The organism is Xylophilus sp. PBN-3R (assembly GCF_057747805.1).
Genome location: NZ_CM173225.1, coordinates 117964 through 136054, shown reverse-complemented (window position 1 = coordinate 136054; position 18091 = coordinate 117964). Strand labels below are relative to the sequence as shown.

Sequence of the window (18091 nt, the reverse complement as noted above, 5' to 3'; positions counted from 1 at the left end):
GGCGGAGGTTGGCGTTGAAGGTCATGGACTGGGTTTTCTCGCCAACGATATGAAAGTCTTCAGGAAGGCGCCTTGCGCTGCAATGAATAGCAGCCATCATCAAATCGCTTGAATCTTGTTGCGCCACCTTGTCAGCCAAATCAACCAAAAGAGTAGCCCGCAATGCTTTGGCTTTCTACGAGAACGCATTCTTCTACTCTCCGGACAAGGGTTTCCCAACCAGTTCAATCGCCTCGATTTTGTCACGCAATGACAACGCCGAAGATAAACCTCCTGCGCTCGTTTCCGGAGAGCGATCAGGCAGAGGATCTTTTGGCCCGCACTTGCACATCGGGAACACAAATGGGAATGGCAGGGACGAATCCGCAGAATCACGGCAAATATCCAAAATCCGGCCATCCTTGTTCGTCTGGCAATATGTGTACGGATTAACAAACCGGGCATAAACACATGGTTTGATTTGCGCGCAAAAAGCGTTTTTGGTTTTTTGCGGCTGGCAGTTGACATTTCCTAGCAAGTAGAAATTGGCATCCCAAAAATGGCTTGTGACGACAAACTCCACATGTTCGGCAAGTGCAAAAGTTGCATATCCAGAAGCAGCAGACAGATGAGCTTGCGCAGCAGACATAAGGCCGCCCCTTTCCTTGGTTGCCAGCCACTTATTGAATTCTGGTCCTGCATAACACGCCCTGTTCTTTGCAGATAATCAGAACCATATAGAAAGTCAGCATACGCAAACATCCTCACCGCCGACCGTTGCAAAACTTATGTTGCGATGTTTCTTCAGAATTTAGCAACCTCTTCAAACGAGGCGACAATAAGCGCCCCTTCGGCGCCCCGAACATGATCGTCCGTCACACCTTCACCCCCCACAACAACACCCGGCTGTCCCACCTGTGCGGCCCGACGGACGAGAACCTCCGCACCATCGAGATCGCGCTCGAGGTCTCCATCGCCCACCGCCACGAGCAGTTCAAGGTCGACGGCCCCAAGGCCAAGGCCACCAAGGCGATGGAAATGCTGCAGGCGCTCTACCAGATGGCCGAGCGCCCCATTCCCCGCGACGTTCTGCAACTGATGCTGGCCGGCGACCCCGACCTGGGCGAGATCACCGCCGGCAACTCGGCCCTGATGACCCGCCGCAGCCACCTCGCCGCACGCACGCCGGTGCAGGGCCTGTACCTGGACAACATCGCCAGCCACGACATCACATTCGGCATCGGCCCGGCCGGCACCGGCAAGACCTACCTCGCAGTGGCCTGCGCGGTGGACGCCATCGAACGCAGCGCGGTGCAGCGGGTCATCCTCACCCGGCCGGCGGTGGAGGCCGGCGAGCGCCTGGGTTACCTGCCCGGCGACCTGACCCAGAAGATCGACCCCTACCTGCGCCCGCTGTACGACGCGCTGTATGACCTGATGGGCTACGACAAGGTGATCAAGGCCTTCGAGCGCAACCAGCTCGAGGTCGCGCCGCTGGCCTTCATGCGCGGCCGCACCCTCAACAACGCATTCGTCATCCTCGACGAGGCCCAGAACACCACCCCCGAACAGATGAAGATGTTCCTCACCCGCATCGGTTTCGGCAGCCGTGCGGTCATCACCGGCGACGTCACCCAGATCGACCTGCCCAAGGGTTCGCCCAGCGGCCTGATCGACGCCGAACGGGTGCTGAAGCGGGTCAAGGGCATCGCCATGACGCGTTTCACCAGCGCCGACGTGGTGCGCCATCCGCTGGTGGCGCGCATCGTCGACGCCTACGACGTCGCCAGCCGTTCGTCCGTGGCAACCGAGGCCTGAACATGGCGCTTCCCGAACTCACCCTGTCCCTGCAATTCGCCCGTTTTTCAGAAGCCGCCGAACACCGCGCCGCCCTGCCCCGCGGCCAGGTCACCCGCTGGATCCGCCATTCGCTGGACCTGCCCGGCGAGATCACCGTGCGTATCGTCGATGCCGAAGAGGGCCAGGCCCTCAACCGCGACTACCGGCAGAAGGACTACGCCACCAATGTCCTGACCTTCGACTACGCCCAGGAACCGGTGGTGATGGCCGACCTGGTGCTATGCGCGCCGGTCATCGCCCGCGAAGCACGGGAGCAGGGCAAGACCCTGGCCGCCCACTATGCCCATCTGCTGGTGCACGGCACGCTGCATGCCCAGGGCTGGGACCACGAAACCGGTGATGAAGACGCCGAGGAAATGGAAGCCCGCGAGATCGAGATCCTGGCCGGCCTCGGCTTGCCGAACCCGTACTGAACCGGCGGCGTCCACACGCGTGTGCCCGCGCCGGGCACTGTTTCTGCTTTCCCGCACGCATGCCCGAAACCGAATTGCCGACTGAACCGGCCGACTCCGCGCACGCGACAGCCGTGGCGGGTGCGCTGGACGACGCCCACTACCGCCAGGCGTTCGCGGCCCTGTGCGAAGACGCCGTTGTCAGCGCCAGCAACGCCATCTATGCCGAGAACGGCGCCAAGCTGATCGAGAAGGGTTCGCGCATCGACCGCGCCCTGTATGCGCGGCTGGTCAGACACCGGTTGCGCGACCCGATCGACCAGCAGATCGGTGTCGAGGGCATGGTCAGCCTCGACAATCTGTTGCTGCTGGCGCAGGAACTGATCGAGACCAGCACCGTGCCGCGGCTGCTGGCCGCCGCGCTGGGCGGGCATGCGGCCATGCTGGAACCTCTGAGGGATGTCGCCTTGCCCGGACCCATCGCCCTCAAGCTGACGCTGATGCGCGACCGTTACCCGGGCCTGCTGCGGCAGGCACTCGGCACGATGCTGGTGTCGCTGTTCCTGGCCGACCGGCTCGAACTGCCCGCCGCGCAACGCAGCGCCCTGGCTGCCGCAGCCCTGTTGCGCGACATCGGCATGCTGCACATGGATCCGACATGGCTGGTGCCGCACCGCCAGATGAGCGCGGCCGAGCGGCGCCACCTGCATGCCCATCCCATCACCTCGATGCTGCTGATACGCACGCAGGGCGGGTATCCGGACGAAGTGGCCACCGCCGTCTTCGAACACCACGAGAGGCTGGACGGCAGCGGATACCCGCGCGGCGTACGCGAGTCCGACATTTCGCCGCTGGGCAAGATTTTGCTGCTGGCCGAACTGGTGGCTGCGCTGGGTCAGAAGTTCGGTGACGCGTCGCCCCATCGGCTGGGCCTGGTGCTGAGACTGAACCGCCGGGCATTTCCGGTCGCGCTGATCGCGCAGGTGTTGTCCGCGCTGCAGGGCGAACCGATGCCGTCGGCCTTGCAGGCCGAGACCGCCGCACGGAAGTTCGGCGGCATCGCCGGCGCCTTCGAACAATGGGCCGAACTGCAGGCAGCCCTGCCGCCCGGCCGGCCGACCGGCGCTGCCTGCGTCTGGCTGAAGTCGCGCATGGCGGGTTTGCGGCAGTCGCTCACCGAGGCGGGCGGCCCGCCCGAAGAACCCAACTTTTTGCTGGCCCATGCGGCGGGCGACGAACTGCATGTGGCAGACGCCCTGGCGCTGGGGCGTGAAGCCCTGTGGCAGTTGGGCAGCATCCGCAGCGACATCCTGCAGCGCTGGCCGGCGCTGGTCGATGCGTCGGCGGACCGGCCGGCCTGCGACCGGGCTGTCGCGGTCTGGTGCGGGTGGATCGGCGAAATGCTGTCCACCATGCCTTCGGCGCGCGCCGCCTGAATCAGGCTGCTGCCGGTGGACGCACGGTCAGCGGAATCGTCACCGGTCCGTCGTTGACCAGCGATACCTGCATGTCCGCGCCGAAACGCCCGGTGGCCACCACCGGATGCGCGGCGCGGGCGATTTCAACCAGATGGTCGTAAAGCCGCCGGCCATCGTCAGGCGATGCTGCAGCGCTGAAACCCGGCCGGTTGCCGCTGCGGGTGTCCGCCGCCAGGGTGAACTGGCTGACCAGCAACAGGCCGCCGGCCACGTCCTGCAGACTGAGATTCATCTTGCCCTGCGGGTCTGAAAAGATGCGGAGCTTGAGCACGCGGGCCAGCAGCCGCGCGGCCTCGGCTTCGGTGTCACCCTTCTCGGCGCAGACCAGCACCATCAGGCCTTGCCGGATGGCACCCACCGTCTCGCCTGCGATGTCCACCCGCGCTTCGCGCACCCGCTGCAGCAATGCCAGCATTTCGTTTTCCTGTGTCCTGAGCCTGATCGGCGGGGATGTTAATGGAGGGTTGCAAGGCCGCCTTCTGCAACCGTTAACCTTGGCGGCCTGACTGACAACTCCCGGACCAACATGACCGAACGCCACGATTTCGACCTCCTTGTCATCGGAGGCGGCAGTGCCGGCGTGCGATGCGCCCGCATGGCGGCACAGCGGGGGGCCAGGGTTGCGCTGATCGAGGCCGCCGCGCTCGGCGGGACCTGCGTCAACGCGGGCTGCATTCCCAAAAAACTCTACAGCTATGCGGCCGGCTACGGCGAAGGTTTCGCCGAATCGGCCGGTTACGGCTGGCGTGGCGAAGCGCCCACGCTGGACTGGGAAGCCCTGAAGAAGAACCGCGCCAAGGAAATCAGCCGTCTCAACGGCGTATATGCCCAGCTGCTCAAGGCGGCCGGCGTCACCGTCATCCAGGGCTGGGCAAAACTCGAGGGCGCGCACACCGCTTCCGTCGACGGCAAACACCACAGCGCCCGCCACATCGTGCTGTGCACCGGCGGCATGCCCCATGTTCCGGACGTGCCCGGACGCGAATACGCCGTGACCTCCGAACAGATGTTCGACCTGAAGCCCTTCCCCAAGAAGCTGGCGGTGGTGGGCGGCGGGTACATCGCCTGCGAAATGGCGTCCATCTTCCACGGCCTGGGTGCCGAGGTGACCCTTCTGCAACGTGGCGGCGCGCTGCTGGCAGGCTTCGACGGCGAGGTGAGGCGCTTCATCGCATCGGAAATGGGCCGCGCCGGCGTCGAGATCAAGCTCAATTGGCAGGTCGAGGGCATCAGCAAACGCGACAACGGCAGCTTCTGCGTGACCAGTGCCCACGGTGCCATCTGCGATGCGGACGTGGTGCTGTACGCGACCGGCCGCAAACCGCTCACCCAGGGCCTGGGGCTGGAAACCGTTGGCGTGAAACTGGACGAACGTGGTGCCGTCGAGGTCGACGCCGGCTATCGCAGCAGCGTGCGGTCCATCTTCGCCATCGGCGACATCTCGTCCACCAAACAGCTGACCCCGGTGGCGCTGGCCGAGGCGATGGCTCTGGTCGATTCCCTGTTCGGCGACGGCAAACGCAAGGTGGATTACGACATGGTGCCGACCGCCGTTTTCACCCACCCCAACATCGGTACCGTGGGCCTCACCGAAGAGCAGGCGCGGCAGGACATGCGTACCGAGGATGTCGAGATATATCGAGCCGATTTCCGCTCGTTGCGCCACATGCTGTCGGGTAGCGACGAACGAAGTTTCGTGAAGCTGGTGGTGCAGAAATCCACCGACCGCGTGTTGGGCCTGCACATGGTCGGCCCGGATGCGGGCGAAGTGGTCCAGGGGTTTGCGGTGGCCATGCGGGCCGGTGCGACCAAAGCCCTGTTCGACACCACGATCGGTGTGCATCCCACACTGGCCGAAGAGTTCGTCACGCTGCGCGAACCGGCAGTGGACGACTGAAACCAAGGCGGTTGTTTGTCTCCCCGCCCTCTACTTCTTTAATCTTCCCCCGATCGGTGTGGCGCTTCTTCCGGCGCCATCACCGATCGGGAAACCAAATCAGCTGAACAGCTGGGGAATGAAGTTCGGGTCGCTGCTGCTGATCAGGTCGCGCCACAGCGGATAGCTGGATTCGTCGATCTCTTTTTCGACGGTCACGACCGGAGCGCCCTTGCGCATCGGCGGCAACTCGTCCAGGGGCTGGATGCGGCGCAGTTTCAGGCCGCGCAGCGCATCGGAATGCTCCATCGCCATGAGGACGGCTTCGGGGTTCATCATCAGTGCGAAAGGGTTCGCGGCGATGGTGCTGCTATTGGTATTGGTGCTCATGTCGGCGTACCTTCTTGTCTGGTTGCGGAGCAGTCCGCGGTTGAATTCGGTGACGTAACGTATGTACGCAGATGCGTTGGAATTGAATGTAAGCAGGGGCCAGGGGAGGTCGAGTCAGGACCGGACGCCTGGACTTGTAGGAATTTGTCTCCTGCCAACGTGTAACAAATGACGGCACGGCTTCGGCACAATGGACGCATGCCCTACATGCCACCGCCCATCGCCAGCCAATCGTTCTCCGACCCCCAGGCCGCCCTGGCCCAGGTGAAGGCCATCTACAACGCGAGCCTCGCCCACCTGCGCGGCGCGATGCAGCGCTTCGTGGCAGGTGAAGAACTTCCCGGCCATGTACGGGCCTGCTATCCGTTTGTGCGTGTACATACTGAAACCGTGGTTCGCGCGGACTCGGCGCTTGCCTACGGTTTCGTGGAAGGCCCTGGCACCTACGAAACCACCATCACCCGGCCCGACCTTTTCACCCGTTACCTGACCGAGCAGTTTCGCCTGCTGGGCCGCAGCCACGGAGTGGAGATCGAGGTCGGCGTCAGTGCGCAGCCGATCCCGGTGCATTTTTCCTTTGTGGAGAACGACCATATCGAGGGCAACCTGACGCCGGATCGCCGCATGCGCATGCGTGACGTATTCGACCTGCCCGACCTGGCCGCCATGGATGACGGCATCGCCAACGGCACCCAGAAGGCCCAGCCCGGCGCCGCACTGCCCTTGTCCCTTTTCACCGCGCCTCGTATCGACTATTCACTGCACCGCCTGCGGCATTACACGGGCACCGCGCCGGACTGGTTCCAGAACTTCGTGCTGTTCACCAATTACCAGTTCTACATCGACGAATTCGTGCGGCTGGGGCATGCGGCGATGGCCGACGAGAACAGCGAATACATCGCCTTTATCGAGCCGGGTAATGTCGTTACCCGGCGGGTGGGCCTGGCTGCCAAGGCCGGCGACGAGCTGGGCGCCGCGCCGCCGCGGCTTCCGCAGATGCCGGCCTACCATCTGGTGCGGGCGGACCACAGCGGCATCACGATGGTGAATATCGGCGTAGGCCCGAGTAATGCCAAGACGATTACCGACCATATCGCGGTGCTTCGGCCGCATGCCTGGATGATGCTGGGCCATTGCGCCGGCCTGCGCAACAGCCAGCAACTGGGGGACTATGTTCTGGCGCACGGTTATGTGCGCGAAGACCACGTGCTGGATGAAGAGCTGCCCTTATGGGTGCCGATCCCCGCATTGGCCGAGATTCAGCTGGCGCTTGAATCCGCCGTGGCGGACGTGACCGGGCTCGAGGGAGCTTCCCTCAAGCGGGTGATGCGTACCGGAACGGTGGCGAGTACCGACAACCGGAATTGGGAGCTGTTGCCGGAGAATGAGCCGCAGCGCCGGTTCTCCCAAAGCCGGGCTGTGGCGCTCGACATGGAGAGCGCGACCATTGCCGCGAACGGCTTCCGGTTCCGCGTGCCCTATGGGACCTTGCTTTGTGTGAGCGACAAACCCCTGCACGGGGAGATCAAATTGCCGGGGATGGCCAATCACTTCTACCGCGAGCGGGTGGATCAGCATTTGCGGATCGGGATCCGGGCTATCGATATCCTGCGGTCCGGCGGCGTGGATCGGCTGCACAGCCGGAAACTTCGGTCTTTTGCCGAAGTTGCCTTTCAGTAATCAGGCCCGGGAATATTCGGAAGCCTCCGAAACCAGCGAATCGGAAACGGCCGCCCCGGTGTAGAGATAAAACTGGGCGGCCGCCTGCAAGGCGATCACCTCGCCGCCCGTGATGACGGGCCTTCCGAGGCGGCGCGCCTTGACGATCAAAGGCGTCTCGACCGGCATTGCCACCACATCGAAGACATGAGCGGCAGCTGCAATCTGCGACGGGCTGAAAGCCAGCACATCCGCGTCGGTCGAACCCGCCATGCCGACTGGCGTGACATTCACGATCAACCCGGCCTGGATGCCGTCCACATCGGGCTGCCAATGCCAGCCATGCAAACGCGCCAGCGCCTGCCCCGCCACGGCATTGCGCGCAATGACGGTCCCGTCGGGCAGCCCGAAGTCCACAAGCGCCGCCAGCACGGCCCGCGCCATCCCGCCGCTGCCACGCAAGGCCACCCGCAGACCGCGCGGCAGGCCATGCCGCTCCAGCAACTGCCGCACCGCCAGGTAATCGGTGTTGTAGCCGGTCAGCACACCATCGTCGTTGACGATGGTGTTGACCGACTGCAGACGTTCGGCCGATGCATCCAGCCGGTCCAGCAGCGGAATCACCGCCTCCTTGAAAGGCATCGAAACGGCGCAGCCCCGCACCCCCAGCGCCCGCACGCCACCGATGGCGCCGGGCAGGTCGCTGGTGGTGAAGGCCTTGTAGACGTAGTCCAGCCCCAGCTTCTCGTACAGGTAGTTGTGGAAACGCGTGCCGATGTTGCTCGGCCGCGCCGCCAGCGACATGCACAGCCGGGTGTCCTTGTTGATGCGCGCCGTCATGCCGCGACGACCACCGAAGCATCGGCGACGGTCGCCGGCAGGCGTTTCTTCAGCAGACCCAGCGCCAGGCAGGTGACCAGCGTACCGGCCACGATGGCGGCGGCATACAGCACCACATGGTTCACCGCGTTGGGAATGGCCAGCACGAAGACGCCGCCATGCGGTGCCTGCAGGCCGATGTTCCACATCATCGACAGGCCGCCGGTGACGGCCGCGCCGGCCATGCTGGCGGGAATCACCCGAAGGGGGTCACGGGCGACAAACGGAATCGCCCCTTCGGTGATGAAGGCCAGGCCCAGCACCGACACCGCCTTCGATGCCTCGCGTTCCTCGTTGGTGAAGCGGCTGCGGAAAACCCAGCAGGCCAGCGCGATGCCCAGCGGCGGCACCATGCCGGCCGCCATGGTGGCGGCCATCGGATTGGCGACACCGCTGGCGATGAGGGTGGTCGAGAAAACATAGGCCGCCTTGTTCACCGGCCCGCCCATGTCGAAAGCCATCATCGCGCCCAGGATCACGCCGAGCAGCACAGCGCTGCCGGTCTGCAGGCCCTTCAGGAATTCGGTCAGCGCGGCCATGACCCCGGCGATGGGTTTGCCGATGACCATCATCATCAGCACGCCGACCACCACCGTGCCCAGCAGGGGCAGCAGCAGCACCGGTTTCAGGCCGTCCAGCGTGCGCGGCAGCCGGATCAGCCGGCTCATCCACCAGACCGAATATCCGGCGATGAAACCGGCCGCGATGGCACCCAGGAAACCCGCACCCACGGTGCCGGCCAGCAGGCCGCCGATCATGCCGGGCGCGATGCCCGGCCGATCGGCGATGGAGAACGCGATATAGCCTGCCAGCGCCGGCAGCATCAGCGTGAAACCGGCCTTGGCGCCGATCTGGAAAAGCGTCCAGCCGAGCGTGCCCTGATGGGCATCGTCGTAGACATAGATGCCGCCCAACGCGAAGGCCAGCGCGATCAGCAGGCCGCCTGCGACCACGAAGGGCAGCATGAAGGACACACCGGTCATCAGGTGTTTGTAGGGGCCGGCGGAGCTGCGTTTCGCCGGGGTCGCCGCGGCCTCCGTGACAGGCGCATCGCCCCAGGTCTCGGCTTCTGCGCCGGCCTTGGCGAACACCGCCGCCGCATTGTGGATGGCCGCCTTGGTGCTGGTGGCGTAAAGGCGCTTGCCGACGAAACGCGCACGGTCGACCTGGGTGTCGGCCGCGATCAACACGAAGTCGGCGTCGGCGATTTCTGCGGGCGTCAGGGCGTTCTGCGCGCCGACGGATCCCTGGGTCTCGACCTTGATCCGGTAACCCGCCGCCAGGCCGCCCTGCTCCAGCGCCTCTGCCGCCATGAAGGTGTGGGCCACGCCGGTCGGGCAGGAGGTGACGGCGACGATGCGCACGGGACGGTCGGCAGCGGCGGGGGCGGCGCCAACTCCGATGCCGGCACCCGACAAAGCAGCACGCACCACCGCTGCGGCATCGGCCAGCACGGCGGCCGGCTGGGTCCGGTGCTGGCGCAATGCGGCGGGAATGCCGCCCAGGTCGATTGCCGTATCGGCGGCCACGATGACAGCTTCGGTCCCGGCGAGTTCCGCCGCAGCAAAGGCAGCGGGCTCACCCAGGCTGCTGTGCACCCGCAGCACGATCTGGTGGCCGAGTTTTTCAGCGGCGGCGCGCAGGGCCTCGCCGGTCATGAAGCTGTGAGCCGGGCCGTCACTGCTGGCGGCGATGGCGATGAGTCGTGCCATGAAGAATGTCTCCTGAATTACGGAAGCCGCGTCAAAGCGGCTGGGGCACGATGAAAGCGGCGATGGCGTCGACCTCGCCACGCGGCGGCAGGCCGGGCGCGATGCGCTGGATACGCGCGGCCGCACAGGCCATGCCGAACACGGCGGCGGCCGGGAAAACCCGGCCCTGCACCAGCGCGCTCAGGGTGCCGGCCACCAGCGCATCGCCCGCGCCCACGGTGGTCGCCACCTCCACCTGCGGTGCGGCTGCATACCAGCGGCCGTCCGGCGTGGCCATCACCGCACCCTCGACGCCCAGCGAGACGACGACGTGCCGCACGCCATGACTGCGGCACAGCGCCGACGCGGCATCCGCCACGCCCATCAGCGTGGGCAGCGGCCGGCCGGCCAGTTCTTCGAGTTCGGCCCGGTTGGGCTTGATGAAGGCCACCGGCACCACCGGTCCGGCCTGGCTGTCGGACAGACGGCGCAGCAGTTCGAGCAGGACCGCGCCTCCGGTGTCGATGACGATATGGGCACCGCGCGCAGCCAGGGCACGCGCCAGTTTTTCCCAGACGGTGACCGATGCGCCCGGCGGTAGGCTGCCGGCCAGTTCGACCCAGTCGCCGTATTGCACCTGCTGCTCCAGCGCGGCGAGCAAGGCCTGGGTCGCCTGGTTCAGCGTCGCGGTATCCAGTGGCAGGCCGGGCAGGTTGATGTCGGTCGAATCGCCACGCTCGGCATCGGCCAGCTTGATGTTGGTGCGGGTGCTGCCGGGCAGGCGGTGCATGCCGTCGCTGATGCCGCGTTCCGCAAAGGCCGACACGAAGACCGCGTCGTTGTCCGCCCCCAGCCACCCCGTGGCCGTGACCGGGACGCCCAGCGCCGCAGCCACTGCCGCCACGCCCACGCCCTTGCCACCGGCCTCGACCTGCTGGCCCATCGCGCGGTGCACAGCGCCCGGCACCAGGTGGGCGATGCGCACCGTCTGGTCGATGGCAGGGTTCAGCGTGACGGTGAAGATGCGGCTCATGGCAGGGCTCCTTCGAGCGTGGGTTCGGATGCCGCGGCGGACCGCAGCGCGGCACCGATGGCGCGCACTTCGTCGCCGGTATCGACGTCGAGCGCACGGCGGGCCATGTCCTGCAGTTCGGTCATCGAATGGCGGCGCAGCAATGCCTTCACCGCACCGATGTCGCCGCTGCTCATGCTGAGTTCGTTCACGCCCAGGCCCGCCAGCAGGGCCGCGCCCAGGGGTTCGCCGGCCAGGCCGCCGCACACGCCCACCCAGCGGCCATGACGCCGCGCGCCGGCCACCGTGCGCTCGATCAGGCGCAGCACCGAAGGATGCAGGCTGTCGGCCATGCCGGCCAGCTCGGGGTGCTGGCGGTCGACCGCCAGCGTGTATTGCGTGAGGTCGTTGGTGCCGATGGAAAAGAAGTCCACATGCGCTGCCAGCCGGTCGGCCATCAGCGCGGCCGAAGGCACCTCGATCATGATGCCGACCGGCACCCGGGGCGCGTCCAGTTCCTGCCGGATCGCTTCCATGCGCTGCTGCAGTTGCTGCACCTCTTCGACGGTGCTGATCATCGGGAACATGACCGACAAGGGCCCGTGTTTCGCCGCGCGGTACAGCGCCCGCAGTTGCGGCACCAGCAGGTCGTCGCGACGCAGGCAGAGGCGGGCGCCGCGAATCCCCAGGAAGGGGTTGTCCTCGTGCGGCAGGTCGAGGTGGGGCACCTGCTTGTCGCCGCCGATGTCCAGCGTGCGCACCACCAGCGGCCGGCCGGCCAGGGCCTCGACCATGGCCCGGTAGGCCTGGTACTGGGTTTCCTCGTCCGGCACCTCGTCGCGCTCCAGGAACAGGAACTCGGTGCGCATCAGGCCCACACCTTCGGCGCCGGCTGCCAGCGCCTTGACGGCCTGGTCCGCACGATTGGCGTTGGCGGCGATTTCGACCGTGTGGCCGTCCAGCGTGATGGCCGGCAGCTGGCGGTCCTGCGCCTCGGCCTGCTGGCGTTGCTGCAGGCGCCGGATGCGCTGACGGGCTTCATCCAGCGCGGTTTCGGTGGGTGCGACGAACAGCATTCCGCGGTAGCCGTCGAGGATGGCGACAGCGCCGTTCAGGGCCGATGTTTCGAGCACACCCATACCCGCGGCGACCACCGCCGGCAGCCCAGACGCCCGCGCCAGGATGGCCGTATGGGCGGTCGGCCCGCCGCGTGCGGTGCAGAAGCCGCGCACCCGGCTGGTGTCGATCTGCGCTGTGACCGACGGCGACAGGTCGTCGGCCAGCAGGATGGCGTCGGCGGGCCAGGCTGCCGACGCGCCATCGGCTTCATCGCCGCGGCCCAACATGTGACGCAACACCCGTTCGCCGACGTCGTGCAGGTCGGCGGCGCGGGCGGCCAGGGTGGTGTCGGCCAGGGCGCGTTGCCGGGCGACACCGGCGGCCACGGCCTGGCGCCACGACCAGGCCACGCCGTGACCCTCGACCACGTTGCGGCTGGTCGCCAGCAGCAGTTCGGGGTCTTGCAGCAGGTCGGCGTGGGCCTTGAAGATGGCGGCCTGCTCGGCCTTCGCACCGGCCGTGGCGGCGTCGGCCAGGGCCTTCAGTTGGGCCAGCGCGGCAGCCAGGCTGCGGTCCAGCGTGCGGGCGTCGGCAGCTGGCGAGGCGGGCAGGTCTTCGACCTCGGTTTCGCCGCTGTCGGCCAGTACCAGCGTGCCGATCACCAGACCGGGACTGGCGGCGATACCGGTGAAGGCATGGCGGGCCTCGGGCATCCAGTCGCCGAGTTCCCGGCCCAGGCCCTGGGCCTGCGCCTGGCGTGTCGCAGCCTGGTCGGCCTGGCGTTTTTCCTCGTCGCCCAGGCGCAGCACGGTGTCGCGCAGGGCCGCCAGGGCGGCGTGCGCATCCGGGCCTTGCGCCGAAAGACGCAGTTCCGCACCACGGCCCGCCCCCAGGCTCAGCAGCGCGGGCAGGCTTTTGGCGTCTACCACCGTGTCGCCGAAAGCCACCCGCAGGTCGGCCTTGAAACGACGTGCCACCTGCGCCCACTGCGCTGCGGGCCGGGCATGCAGGCCGTTGGGATAGGCCAGTTGCAGGTCGACGGCCAGCAGGAAGGATTCCAGCGTCAAAACCGGCGCGGCCGGTTCGTCACCGGTCAGCGCGCGGACGATCTCGCCCGCATCACGTGTGGCCGCTAGGCGGGCCATCAGCGCCTCGTCGCGCATCAGGCGGGTAAGCCGGCGCAGCACGGCGATGTGCTGGTCGGACGCGGCGGCGATGGCCACGACCAGGCTGGCCCGCCGTGATTCGTCGCCCCAGGCCACGCCTGCCGGCACCTGCAGCACCGCCAGACCGGTGCGCTGCACCAGGTGCTTGTCCTGCACCATGCCGTGCGGAATGGCCACGCCCTGACCCAGGAAGGTGTTTTCGACCTCTTCGCGCCGAAGCAGGCTTTCGGTGTAGGCCGGCAGCGCGTGGCCGGCCTCGGCCAGCAAGGCTCCGGCGATGCGCACGGCGTCTTCGCGACTGGTCGGCGCGAGGCCGAGCCGGACTTCAACCGGAATAGTCATGGGGGAGTCTCCTGAAGATTCTTGGTATCGATTCCAAAAACAAATTATCCGATGGCTCAAATTCCGCATGCAACCAAAAGCAGTCATCCACTCTATAAAACCAAGGGAAAACCCCAGGTCGGCGACTCGATAATTCAGGGATTCGGTGTGAAAATCCGACCTGAAAAGGTATCGATACCAAATTTAGCGGGAAGTTTTCGTGGCAAGCATCAAAGACGTCGCCTTGCAGGCCGGTGTATCCACCACCACCGTTTCACGCGTGTTGTCCACCCCCGACGCGGTACGCCCCGCCTTGCGTCAGCGGGTCGAGGCCGCCATCGCCGCACTGGCCTACCGGCCCAACCTCGCGGCGCGGCGGCTGCGGCAGCAACGGGCGTCGCTGATCGGGCTGATCGTGTCGGACATCCGCAGCCCCTTCTTCACCGACATCGGCCGTGCGGTGGAAGACGTGGCCTACCGCCACGGCTTGCGGCTCATCCTGTGCAACACCGACGAAGACCCGGCCAAGGAGCAGTCCTATCTGCAGCTGATGGCCGACGAGCAGGCCAGCGGTGTGATCATTTCCCCCACGCTGGAGGGCCTGCGGCGCTACCGGGCCAACCATTGGCCATTTCCGCTGGTGATGGTCGACCGTGCAGAAGCCGATACGCCGGCCGACCGGGTGCTGCTGGACAACACCCAGGCGGCCCGAAAGCTGACCGAACACCTGCTGGACGCCGGTTACCGCCGCATCGCCGTGCTGGCCGGCGCCCGCAGCAGCACCGGCCGTGACCGCCATGCCGGTTACCTGCAGGCCATGCAGGCGCACGGCGTGGAGCCGCAGACCAGCTGGCTGCAGCCCACGGTCGATTCTGGCCGGGCCGCCACGGCCGAACTGCTCAAGGGCGATGGCCGCCCGGACGCGGTATTGGCGACCAACGGCCTGCTGCTGCTGGGCGCCGCCCAGGCGGTGCAATCCGCCGGACTCCGGATGCCCGACGACATCGGCCTGGCCGGTTTCGATAACAACGACTGGACCACCCTGCCGGCGGTGGATGTGACGGTGGTGGAGCAACCCACTTACGACATCGGCCGCACGGCCGCCGAACTGCTGCTCCAACGGCTGGAAGAGCCGACGCGGCCGGCGCGTTGCGTGGTGCTCGAAGGCCGGCTTATCGCCAGAAGCTCCACTCGGAAATCAAGCCGCCGCGCCGCCGCCGAAGCGACCGCCTGACGGGCCGCCGCCTTAGGCCGTGCGGGGCTTGACGCTGGCCGCCGCCTGCTTGGCCTTGGAACGGGCAGCGTCCACATTGGCAGCATGCGCAAGCGCCACGCCCATGCGGCGCTTGACGAAACTCTCGGGTTTGCCGAACAGGCGGATGTCGGTGCCCGGCACGGCAAGCGCTTCGGCCACGCCATCGAACACGATGCCTTGCGCGTCCACGCCGCCGTAGATCACCGCGCTGGCGCCCGGGCTCTTCAGGCTGGTGTCGACCGGCAGGCCGAGGATGGCGCGGGCATGCAGTTCGAATTCGTTCTGCCACTGGGTGACCATGGTCACCATGCCGGTGTCGTGCGGGCGCGGGCTGACTTCGCTGAACCAGACCTCGTCGCCCTTCACGAACAGTTCGACACCGAACAGGCCCTGTCCGCCCAGGTTGCCTGTCACCGCCAGGGCGATGTCCTGGGCGCGCTGCAGGGCCCGGGTGGCCATCGGCTGGGGTTGCCAGCTTTCGACATAGTCGCCGCTGACCTGCACATGGCCGATGGGTTCGCAGAAATGCGTGCGGATCTCGCCGGCCGAATCGCGTGCGCGCACCGTCAGCAGCGTGATCTCGTATTCGAAATCGATGAAACCCTCGACGATGACCCGGCCGTGGCTGACCCGGCCGCCGGCCATGGCGTAGTCCCAGGCCTTCCGGACGTCCGCGGGACCGTCGATCTTGCTTTGCCCCTTGCCGGAACTGCTCATCACCGGCTTGACGACGCAGGGGTAGCCGATGCCCTTGCCACCCACGCCGTCGATGGCGGCCTGCAGTTCTTCGAGCGAATCGCAGAACTGGTACGGGCTGGTCGGCACCCGCAGGGTTTCCGCGGCCAGGCGGCGGATGCCTTCGCGGTCCATGGTGAGTCGGGCGGCGCGGGCGGTCGGTATCACCTGCACGACCCCGGCGTCTTCCAGCTCCTGCAGCATCGGCGTGGCGATCGCCTCGATTTCGGGCACCACCAGCATCGGCCGCTCGGCTTCGATCAACGCCTTGAGCTGCGCCGGATCGCTCATGGCGATGGTGTGCGCGTGGTGCGCCACCTGCTGGCCCGGCGCATCGGCATAACGATCGACCGCGATGGTCTCGACGCCCAGGCGCTGCAATGCGATCAGCACCTCCTTGCCCAGTTCGCCGGATCCCAGCAGCATGACGCGGGTGGCGGATGGAGACAGCGGCGTGCCGAGGGTGGGAGAGCTCATGGAATCGGGTCCTGCGATGGGGATGGGTGTGGAGACAGCCCGCAACTTTATTACACGCGGGCTGCACGACAATGCCGCGATGCCCCCAACCCTGCTCGAAGCACGCGGCCTGACCAAACGGTACGGAGACAACACCGTCGTGCAGGACCTGTCCTTTTCCATCGCGCCCGGCGAATGCCTGGGGGTCATCGGCCCCAACGGCGCCGGCAAGACCACCACCATCCGCCTGCTGCTCGGCCTGACCGCGCCGGACGAAGGCGAGATCGTGTGCTTCGACGCCCTGCGCATGCCCGCAGACGCCCGCGCGGTGAAGGCCCGGCTCGGGGTGGTCAGCCAGTTCGACACACTCGACCCGGACTTCACCTGCGCCGAGAACCTGGAGGTCTACGGCCGCTATTTCGGCATCGGCCGGGCCGAGATGCGGCAACGCATTCCGCGCCTGCTCGAATTCGCCGCCCTCACACAAAAGGCTGACGCCAAGCCCGGCCAGCTGTCGGGCGGCATGAAACGCCGCCTGTCGCTGGCCCGCGCGCTGGTCAACGACCCAGACCTGCTGCTGCTGGACGAACCCACCACCGGACTGGACCCGCAAGCCCGCCACCTGATGTGGGAACGGCTGCAGATGCTGCTGCAGCAAGGCAAGTCCATCCTGCTGACCACCCACTTCATGGACGAGGCCGAACGGCTGTGTTCACGCCTGCTGGTGCTGGACCACGGCCGCAAGATCACCGAGGGCACACCTCGTGAACTGATCCGCGAACATCTCGAACCCGACGTGGTCGAGGTTTTCGGCGCGGGTGCGGCAGATCTTGCCAAAGACCCGGCGCTGACCGCGCTGGCCAGCCGCACCGAAGTCAGCGGCGAGACCGTTTTCTTCTACACCCAGGACGCCAACGCCCTGACCGAAGCACTGCACCGCCATCCGCAGCAGCGCACGCTGCACCGGCCGGCCAACTTGGAAGACCTCTTTTTGAAACTCACCGGACGCCAGATCCGGGAAGGCGCCTGATGTCGCAGATCAACTCCAACTGGGCACCGCCCCACCTCACCATGCGCTGGTGGCCGGTTTTCTTGCGCAACTTCCTGGTGTGGAAGAAGCTGGCCATCCCCAGCCTCATCGGCAACATCGCAGAACCGCTGATCTGGCTGGTGGCTTTCGGCTACGGCATGGGTGCACTGGTCGGCAAGGTGACGGTGGCCACCGGCGACGGCGCGGTGACCGTGCCCTACATCCTGTTCCTGGCCAGCGGTTCCATCTGCATGAGCGCCATGCAGGCGGCTTCGTTCGAGGCGCTGTATTCGGCCTTTTCGCGGATGTCCGTGCAGCGCACCTGGGACGGCATCATGAACGCGCCGGTCGGCCTGGACGACATCGTGTTCGCCGAGATGCTGTGGGCCGGTTTCAAATCCTTTTTCACCATCACCGCCATCCTGCTGGTGATGCTGGCGCTTCAGATCAGCCACAGCCCCAAGCTGCTGCTGGCCTGGCCGGTGCTGGCCTGCACCGGCGTGGTGTTCGCATCCATCGCGCTGGTGTTCAACGCCCTCGCCAAGGGTTACGACTTCTTCACCTACTACTTCACGCTGTTCATGACACCGATGATGTTTCTGTCGGGTGTGTTCTTCCCGCTGGAACAGCTGCCGCACGCAGTGCAGGCGGTTTCGGCCTGGCTGCCGCTGACCAACGCGGTGGCGCTGGTACGGCCGCTGTTCATGGACCGCTGGCCGGACGACGCCCTGCGCCACGCGCTGGTGCTGGTCGCCTACGCGGTGGCCGCCTTCTGGATCGCCCTCGCCCTCACCCGCAAACGATTCAAGGCTTGAGCATCGGCTTTCCCCTCTTTCTCAATCTCAGGAGTTTT

At 66.3% G+C, this 18091-nt stretch carries 16 protein-coding genes; 8 read left to right on the top strand and 8 right to left on the bottom strand.

Annotation, left to right across the window (positions count from 1 at the left end):
* Positions 1–193: 193 nt before the first annotated feature.
* Positions 194–628, bottom strand: a complete 435-nt coding sequence (locus tag AC3ANW_RS00690) for a hypothetical protein (protein ID WP_488343290.1) — start codon at positions 626–628, stop codon at positions 194–196.
* Between the two features lie 215 nt (positions 629–843).
* Between AC3ANW_RS00690 and AC3ANW_RS00685 the strand changes: the two genes are divergently transcribed.
* Genes AC3ANW_RS00685 through AC3ANW_RS00675 form a run of 3 tightly spaced genes read left to right on the top strand, consistent with a single transcriptional unit; the run spans position 844 to position 3667 of the window.
* On the top strand, positions 844–1797 hold the full coding sequence (locus tag AC3ANW_RS00685; protein WP_488343289.1) for a PhoH family protein: 954 nt from the start codon (positions 844–846) through the stop codon (positions 1795–1797).
* A gap of 2 nt (positions 1798–1799) precedes the next feature.
* Positions 1800–2252, top strand: coding sequence for an rRNA maturation RNase YbeY (gene ybeY / locus AC3ANW_RS00680; protein WP_488343288.1), 453 nt, complete (start codon positions 1800–1802; stop codon positions 2250–2252).
* 59 nt (positions 2253–2311) lie between these two features.
* The gene (locus AC3ANW_RS00675) at positions 2312–3667 is read left to right on the top strand and encodes an HD-GYP domain-containing protein (RefSeq protein WP_488343287.1); all 1356 of its coding nucleotides are present in this window, start codon (positions 2312–2314) and stop codon (positions 3665–3667) included.
* Position 3668: 1 nt separating this feature from the next.
* On the opposite strand, the gene dtd is transcribed toward AC3ANW_RS00675, so the two are convergent.
* Positions 3669–4124 carry a D-aminoacyl-tRNA deacylase gene (gene dtd, locus AC3ANW_RS00670; protein WP_488343286.1) on the bottom strand — a complete coding sequence of 152 codons (456 nt, stop codon included), beginning with the start codon at positions 4122–4124 and terminating at the stop codon, positions 3669–3671.
* 111 nt (positions 4125–4235) lie between these two features.
* Here dtd and gorA point away from each other — a divergent pair, with 111 nt between their 5' ends.
* A complete protein-coding gene (gene gorA, locus AC3ANW_RS00665; protein WP_488343285.1) occupies positions 4236–5606 on the top strand; it encodes a glutathione-disulfide reductase in 1371 nt (456 codons plus the stop codon).
* A gap of 99 nt (positions 5607–5705) precedes the next feature.
* Here gorA and AC3ANW_RS00660 read toward each other — a convergent pair whose 3' ends face one another.
* Positions 5706–5975 carry a hypothetical protein gene (locus tag AC3ANW_RS00660; RefSeq protein ID WP_488343284.1) on the bottom strand — a complete coding sequence of 90 codons (270 nt, stop codon included), beginning with the start codon at positions 5973–5975 and terminating at the stop codon, positions 5706–5708.
* A gap of 198 nt (positions 5976–6173) precedes the next feature.
* On the opposite strand from AC3ANW_RS00660, the gene AC3ANW_RS00655 reads away from it, so the two are divergent.
* Positions 6174–7655 (top strand): AMP nucleosidase, encoded by a 1482-nt coding sequence (locus AC3ANW_RS00655; protein WP_488343283.1) that lies wholly within the window; start codon positions 6174–6176, stop codon positions 7653–7655.
* On the opposite strand, the gene AC3ANW_RS00650 is transcribed toward AC3ANW_RS00655, so the two are convergent.
* From AC3ANW_RS00650 to ptsP, 4 genes are read right to left on the bottom strand one after another with little or no spacing between them, the layout of a single operon-like run.
* Positions 7656–8474, bottom strand: a complete 819-nt coding sequence (locus tag AC3ANW_RS00650; protein ID WP_488343282.1) for a shikimate 5-dehydrogenase — start codon at positions 8472–8474, stop codon at positions 7656–7658.
* Positions 8471–10225, bottom strand: coding sequence for a fructose-specific PTS transporter subunit EIIC (locus AC3ANW_RS00645; RefSeq protein ID WP_488343281.1), 1755 nt, complete (start codon positions 10223–10225; stop codon positions 8471–8473). Before AC3ANW_RS00645 ends, AC3ANW_RS00650 begins: the two co-directional genes overlap by 4 nt.
* A 31-nt stretch (positions 10226–10256) precedes the next feature.
* On the bottom strand, positions 10257–11237 hold the full coding sequence (locus tag AC3ANW_RS00640; protein ID WP_488343280.1) for a 1-phosphofructokinase family hexose kinase: 981 nt from the start codon (positions 11235–11237) through the stop codon (positions 10257–10259).
* Positions 11234–13783, bottom strand: coding sequence for a phosphoenolpyruvate--protein phosphotransferase (gene ptsP / locus AC3ANW_RS00635; RefSeq protein ID WP_488343279.1), 2550 nt, complete (start codon positions 13781–13783; stop codon positions 11234–11236). Before ptsP ends, AC3ANW_RS00640 begins: the two co-directional genes overlap by 4 nt.
* Positions 13784–13982: 199 nt before the next feature.
* On the opposite strand from ptsP, the gene AC3ANW_RS00630 reads away from it, so the two are divergent.
* Positions 13983–14996 (top strand): LacI family DNA-binding transcriptional regulator, encoded by a 1014-nt coding sequence (locus tag AC3ANW_RS00630; protein ID WP_488343278.1) that lies wholly within the window; start codon positions 13983–13985, stop codon positions 14994–14996.
* Between the two features lie 12 nt (positions 14997–15008).
* Here AC3ANW_RS00630 and purT read toward each other — a convergent pair whose 3' ends face one another.
* A complete protein-coding gene (purT, locus tag AC3ANW_RS00625) occupies positions 15009–16229 on the bottom strand; it encodes a formate-dependent phosphoribosylglycinamide formyltransferase (protein ID WP_488343277.1) in 1221 nt (406 codons plus the stop codon).
* Between the two features lie 79 nt (positions 16230–16308).
* On the opposite strand from purT, the gene AC3ANW_RS00620 reads away from it, so the two are divergent.
* Positions 16309–17238 carry an ATP-binding cassette domain-containing protein gene (locus AC3ANW_RS00620; RefSeq protein WP_488343276.1) on the top strand — a complete coding sequence of 310 codons (930 nt, stop codon included), beginning with the start codon at positions 16309–16311 and terminating at the stop codon, positions 17236–17238.
* Positions 17238–18053: an ABC transporter permease gene (locus tag AC3ANW_RS00615; RefSeq protein WP_488343275.1), complete on the top strand. Its 816-nt coding sequence runs from the start codon at positions 17238–17240 to the stop codon at positions 18051–18053. The genes AC3ANW_RS00620 and AC3ANW_RS00615 overlap by 1 nt, the downstream gene beginning before the upstream one ends.
* The last annotated feature ends 38 nt before the right edge of the window (positions 18054–18091 follow it).

Bases quoted from the DNA above. Each gene is read 5' to 3' on its own strand.
- ybeY (WP_488343288.1), top strand. From the start codon at position 1,800: ATGGCGCTTCCCGAACTCACCCTGTCCCTGCAATTCGCCCGTTTTTCA.
- ptsP (WP_488343279.1), bottom strand. From the start codon at position 13,783: ATGACTATTCCGGTTGAAGTCCGGCTCGGCCTCGCGCCGACCAGTCGC.
- AC3ANW_RS00675 (WP_488343287.1), top strand. From the start codon at position 2,312: ATGCCCGAAACCGAATTGCCGACTGAACCGGCCGACTCCGCGCACGCG.
- AC3ANW_RS00690 (WP_488343290.1), bottom strand. From the start codon at position 628: ATGTCTGCTGCGCAAGCTCATCTGTCTGCTGCTTCTGGATATGCAACT.
- dtd (WP_488343286.1), bottom strand. From the start codon at position 4,124: ATGCTGGCATTGCTGCAGCGGGTGCGCGAAGCGCGGGTGGACATCGCA.
- AC3ANW_RS00615 (WP_488343275.1), top strand. From the start codon at position 17,238: ATGTCGCAGATCAACTCCAACTGGGCACCGCCCCACCTCACCATGCGC.
- AC3ANW_RS00685 (WP_488343289.1), top strand. From the start codon at position 844: ATGATCGTCCGTCACACCTTCACCCCCCACAACAACACCCGGCTGTCC.
- purT (WP_488343277.1), bottom strand. From the start codon at position 16,229: ATGAGCTCTCCCACCCTCGGCACGCCGCTGTCTCCATCCGCCACCCGC.
- AC3ANW_RS00620 (WP_488343276.1), top strand. From the start codon at position 16,309: ATGCCCCCAACCCTGCTCGAAGCACGCGGCCTGACCAAACGGTACGGA.
- AC3ANW_RS00645 (WP_488343281.1), bottom strand. From the start codon at position 10,225: ATGGCACGACTCATCGCCATCGCCGCCAGCAGTGACGGCCCGGCTCAC.
- gorA (WP_488343285.1), top strand. From the start codon at position 4,236: ATGACCGAACGCCACGATTTCGACCTCCTTGTCATCGGAGGCGGCAGT.
- AC3ANW_RS00650 (WP_488343282.1), bottom strand. From the start codon at position 8,474: ATGACGGCGCGCATCAACAAGGACACCCGGCTGTGCATGTCGCTGGCG.
- AC3ANW_RS00655 (WP_488343283.1), top strand. From the start codon at position 6,174: ATGCCCTACATGCCACCGCCCATCGCCAGCCAATCGTTCTCCGACCCC.
- AC3ANW_RS00660 (WP_488343284.1), bottom strand. From the start codon at position 5,975: ATGAGCACCAATACCAATAGCAGCACCATCGCCGCGAACCCTTTCGCA.
- AC3ANW_RS00640 (WP_488343280.1), bottom strand. From the start codon at position 11,237: ATGAGCCGCATCTTCACCGTCACGCTGAACCCTGCCATCGACCAGACG.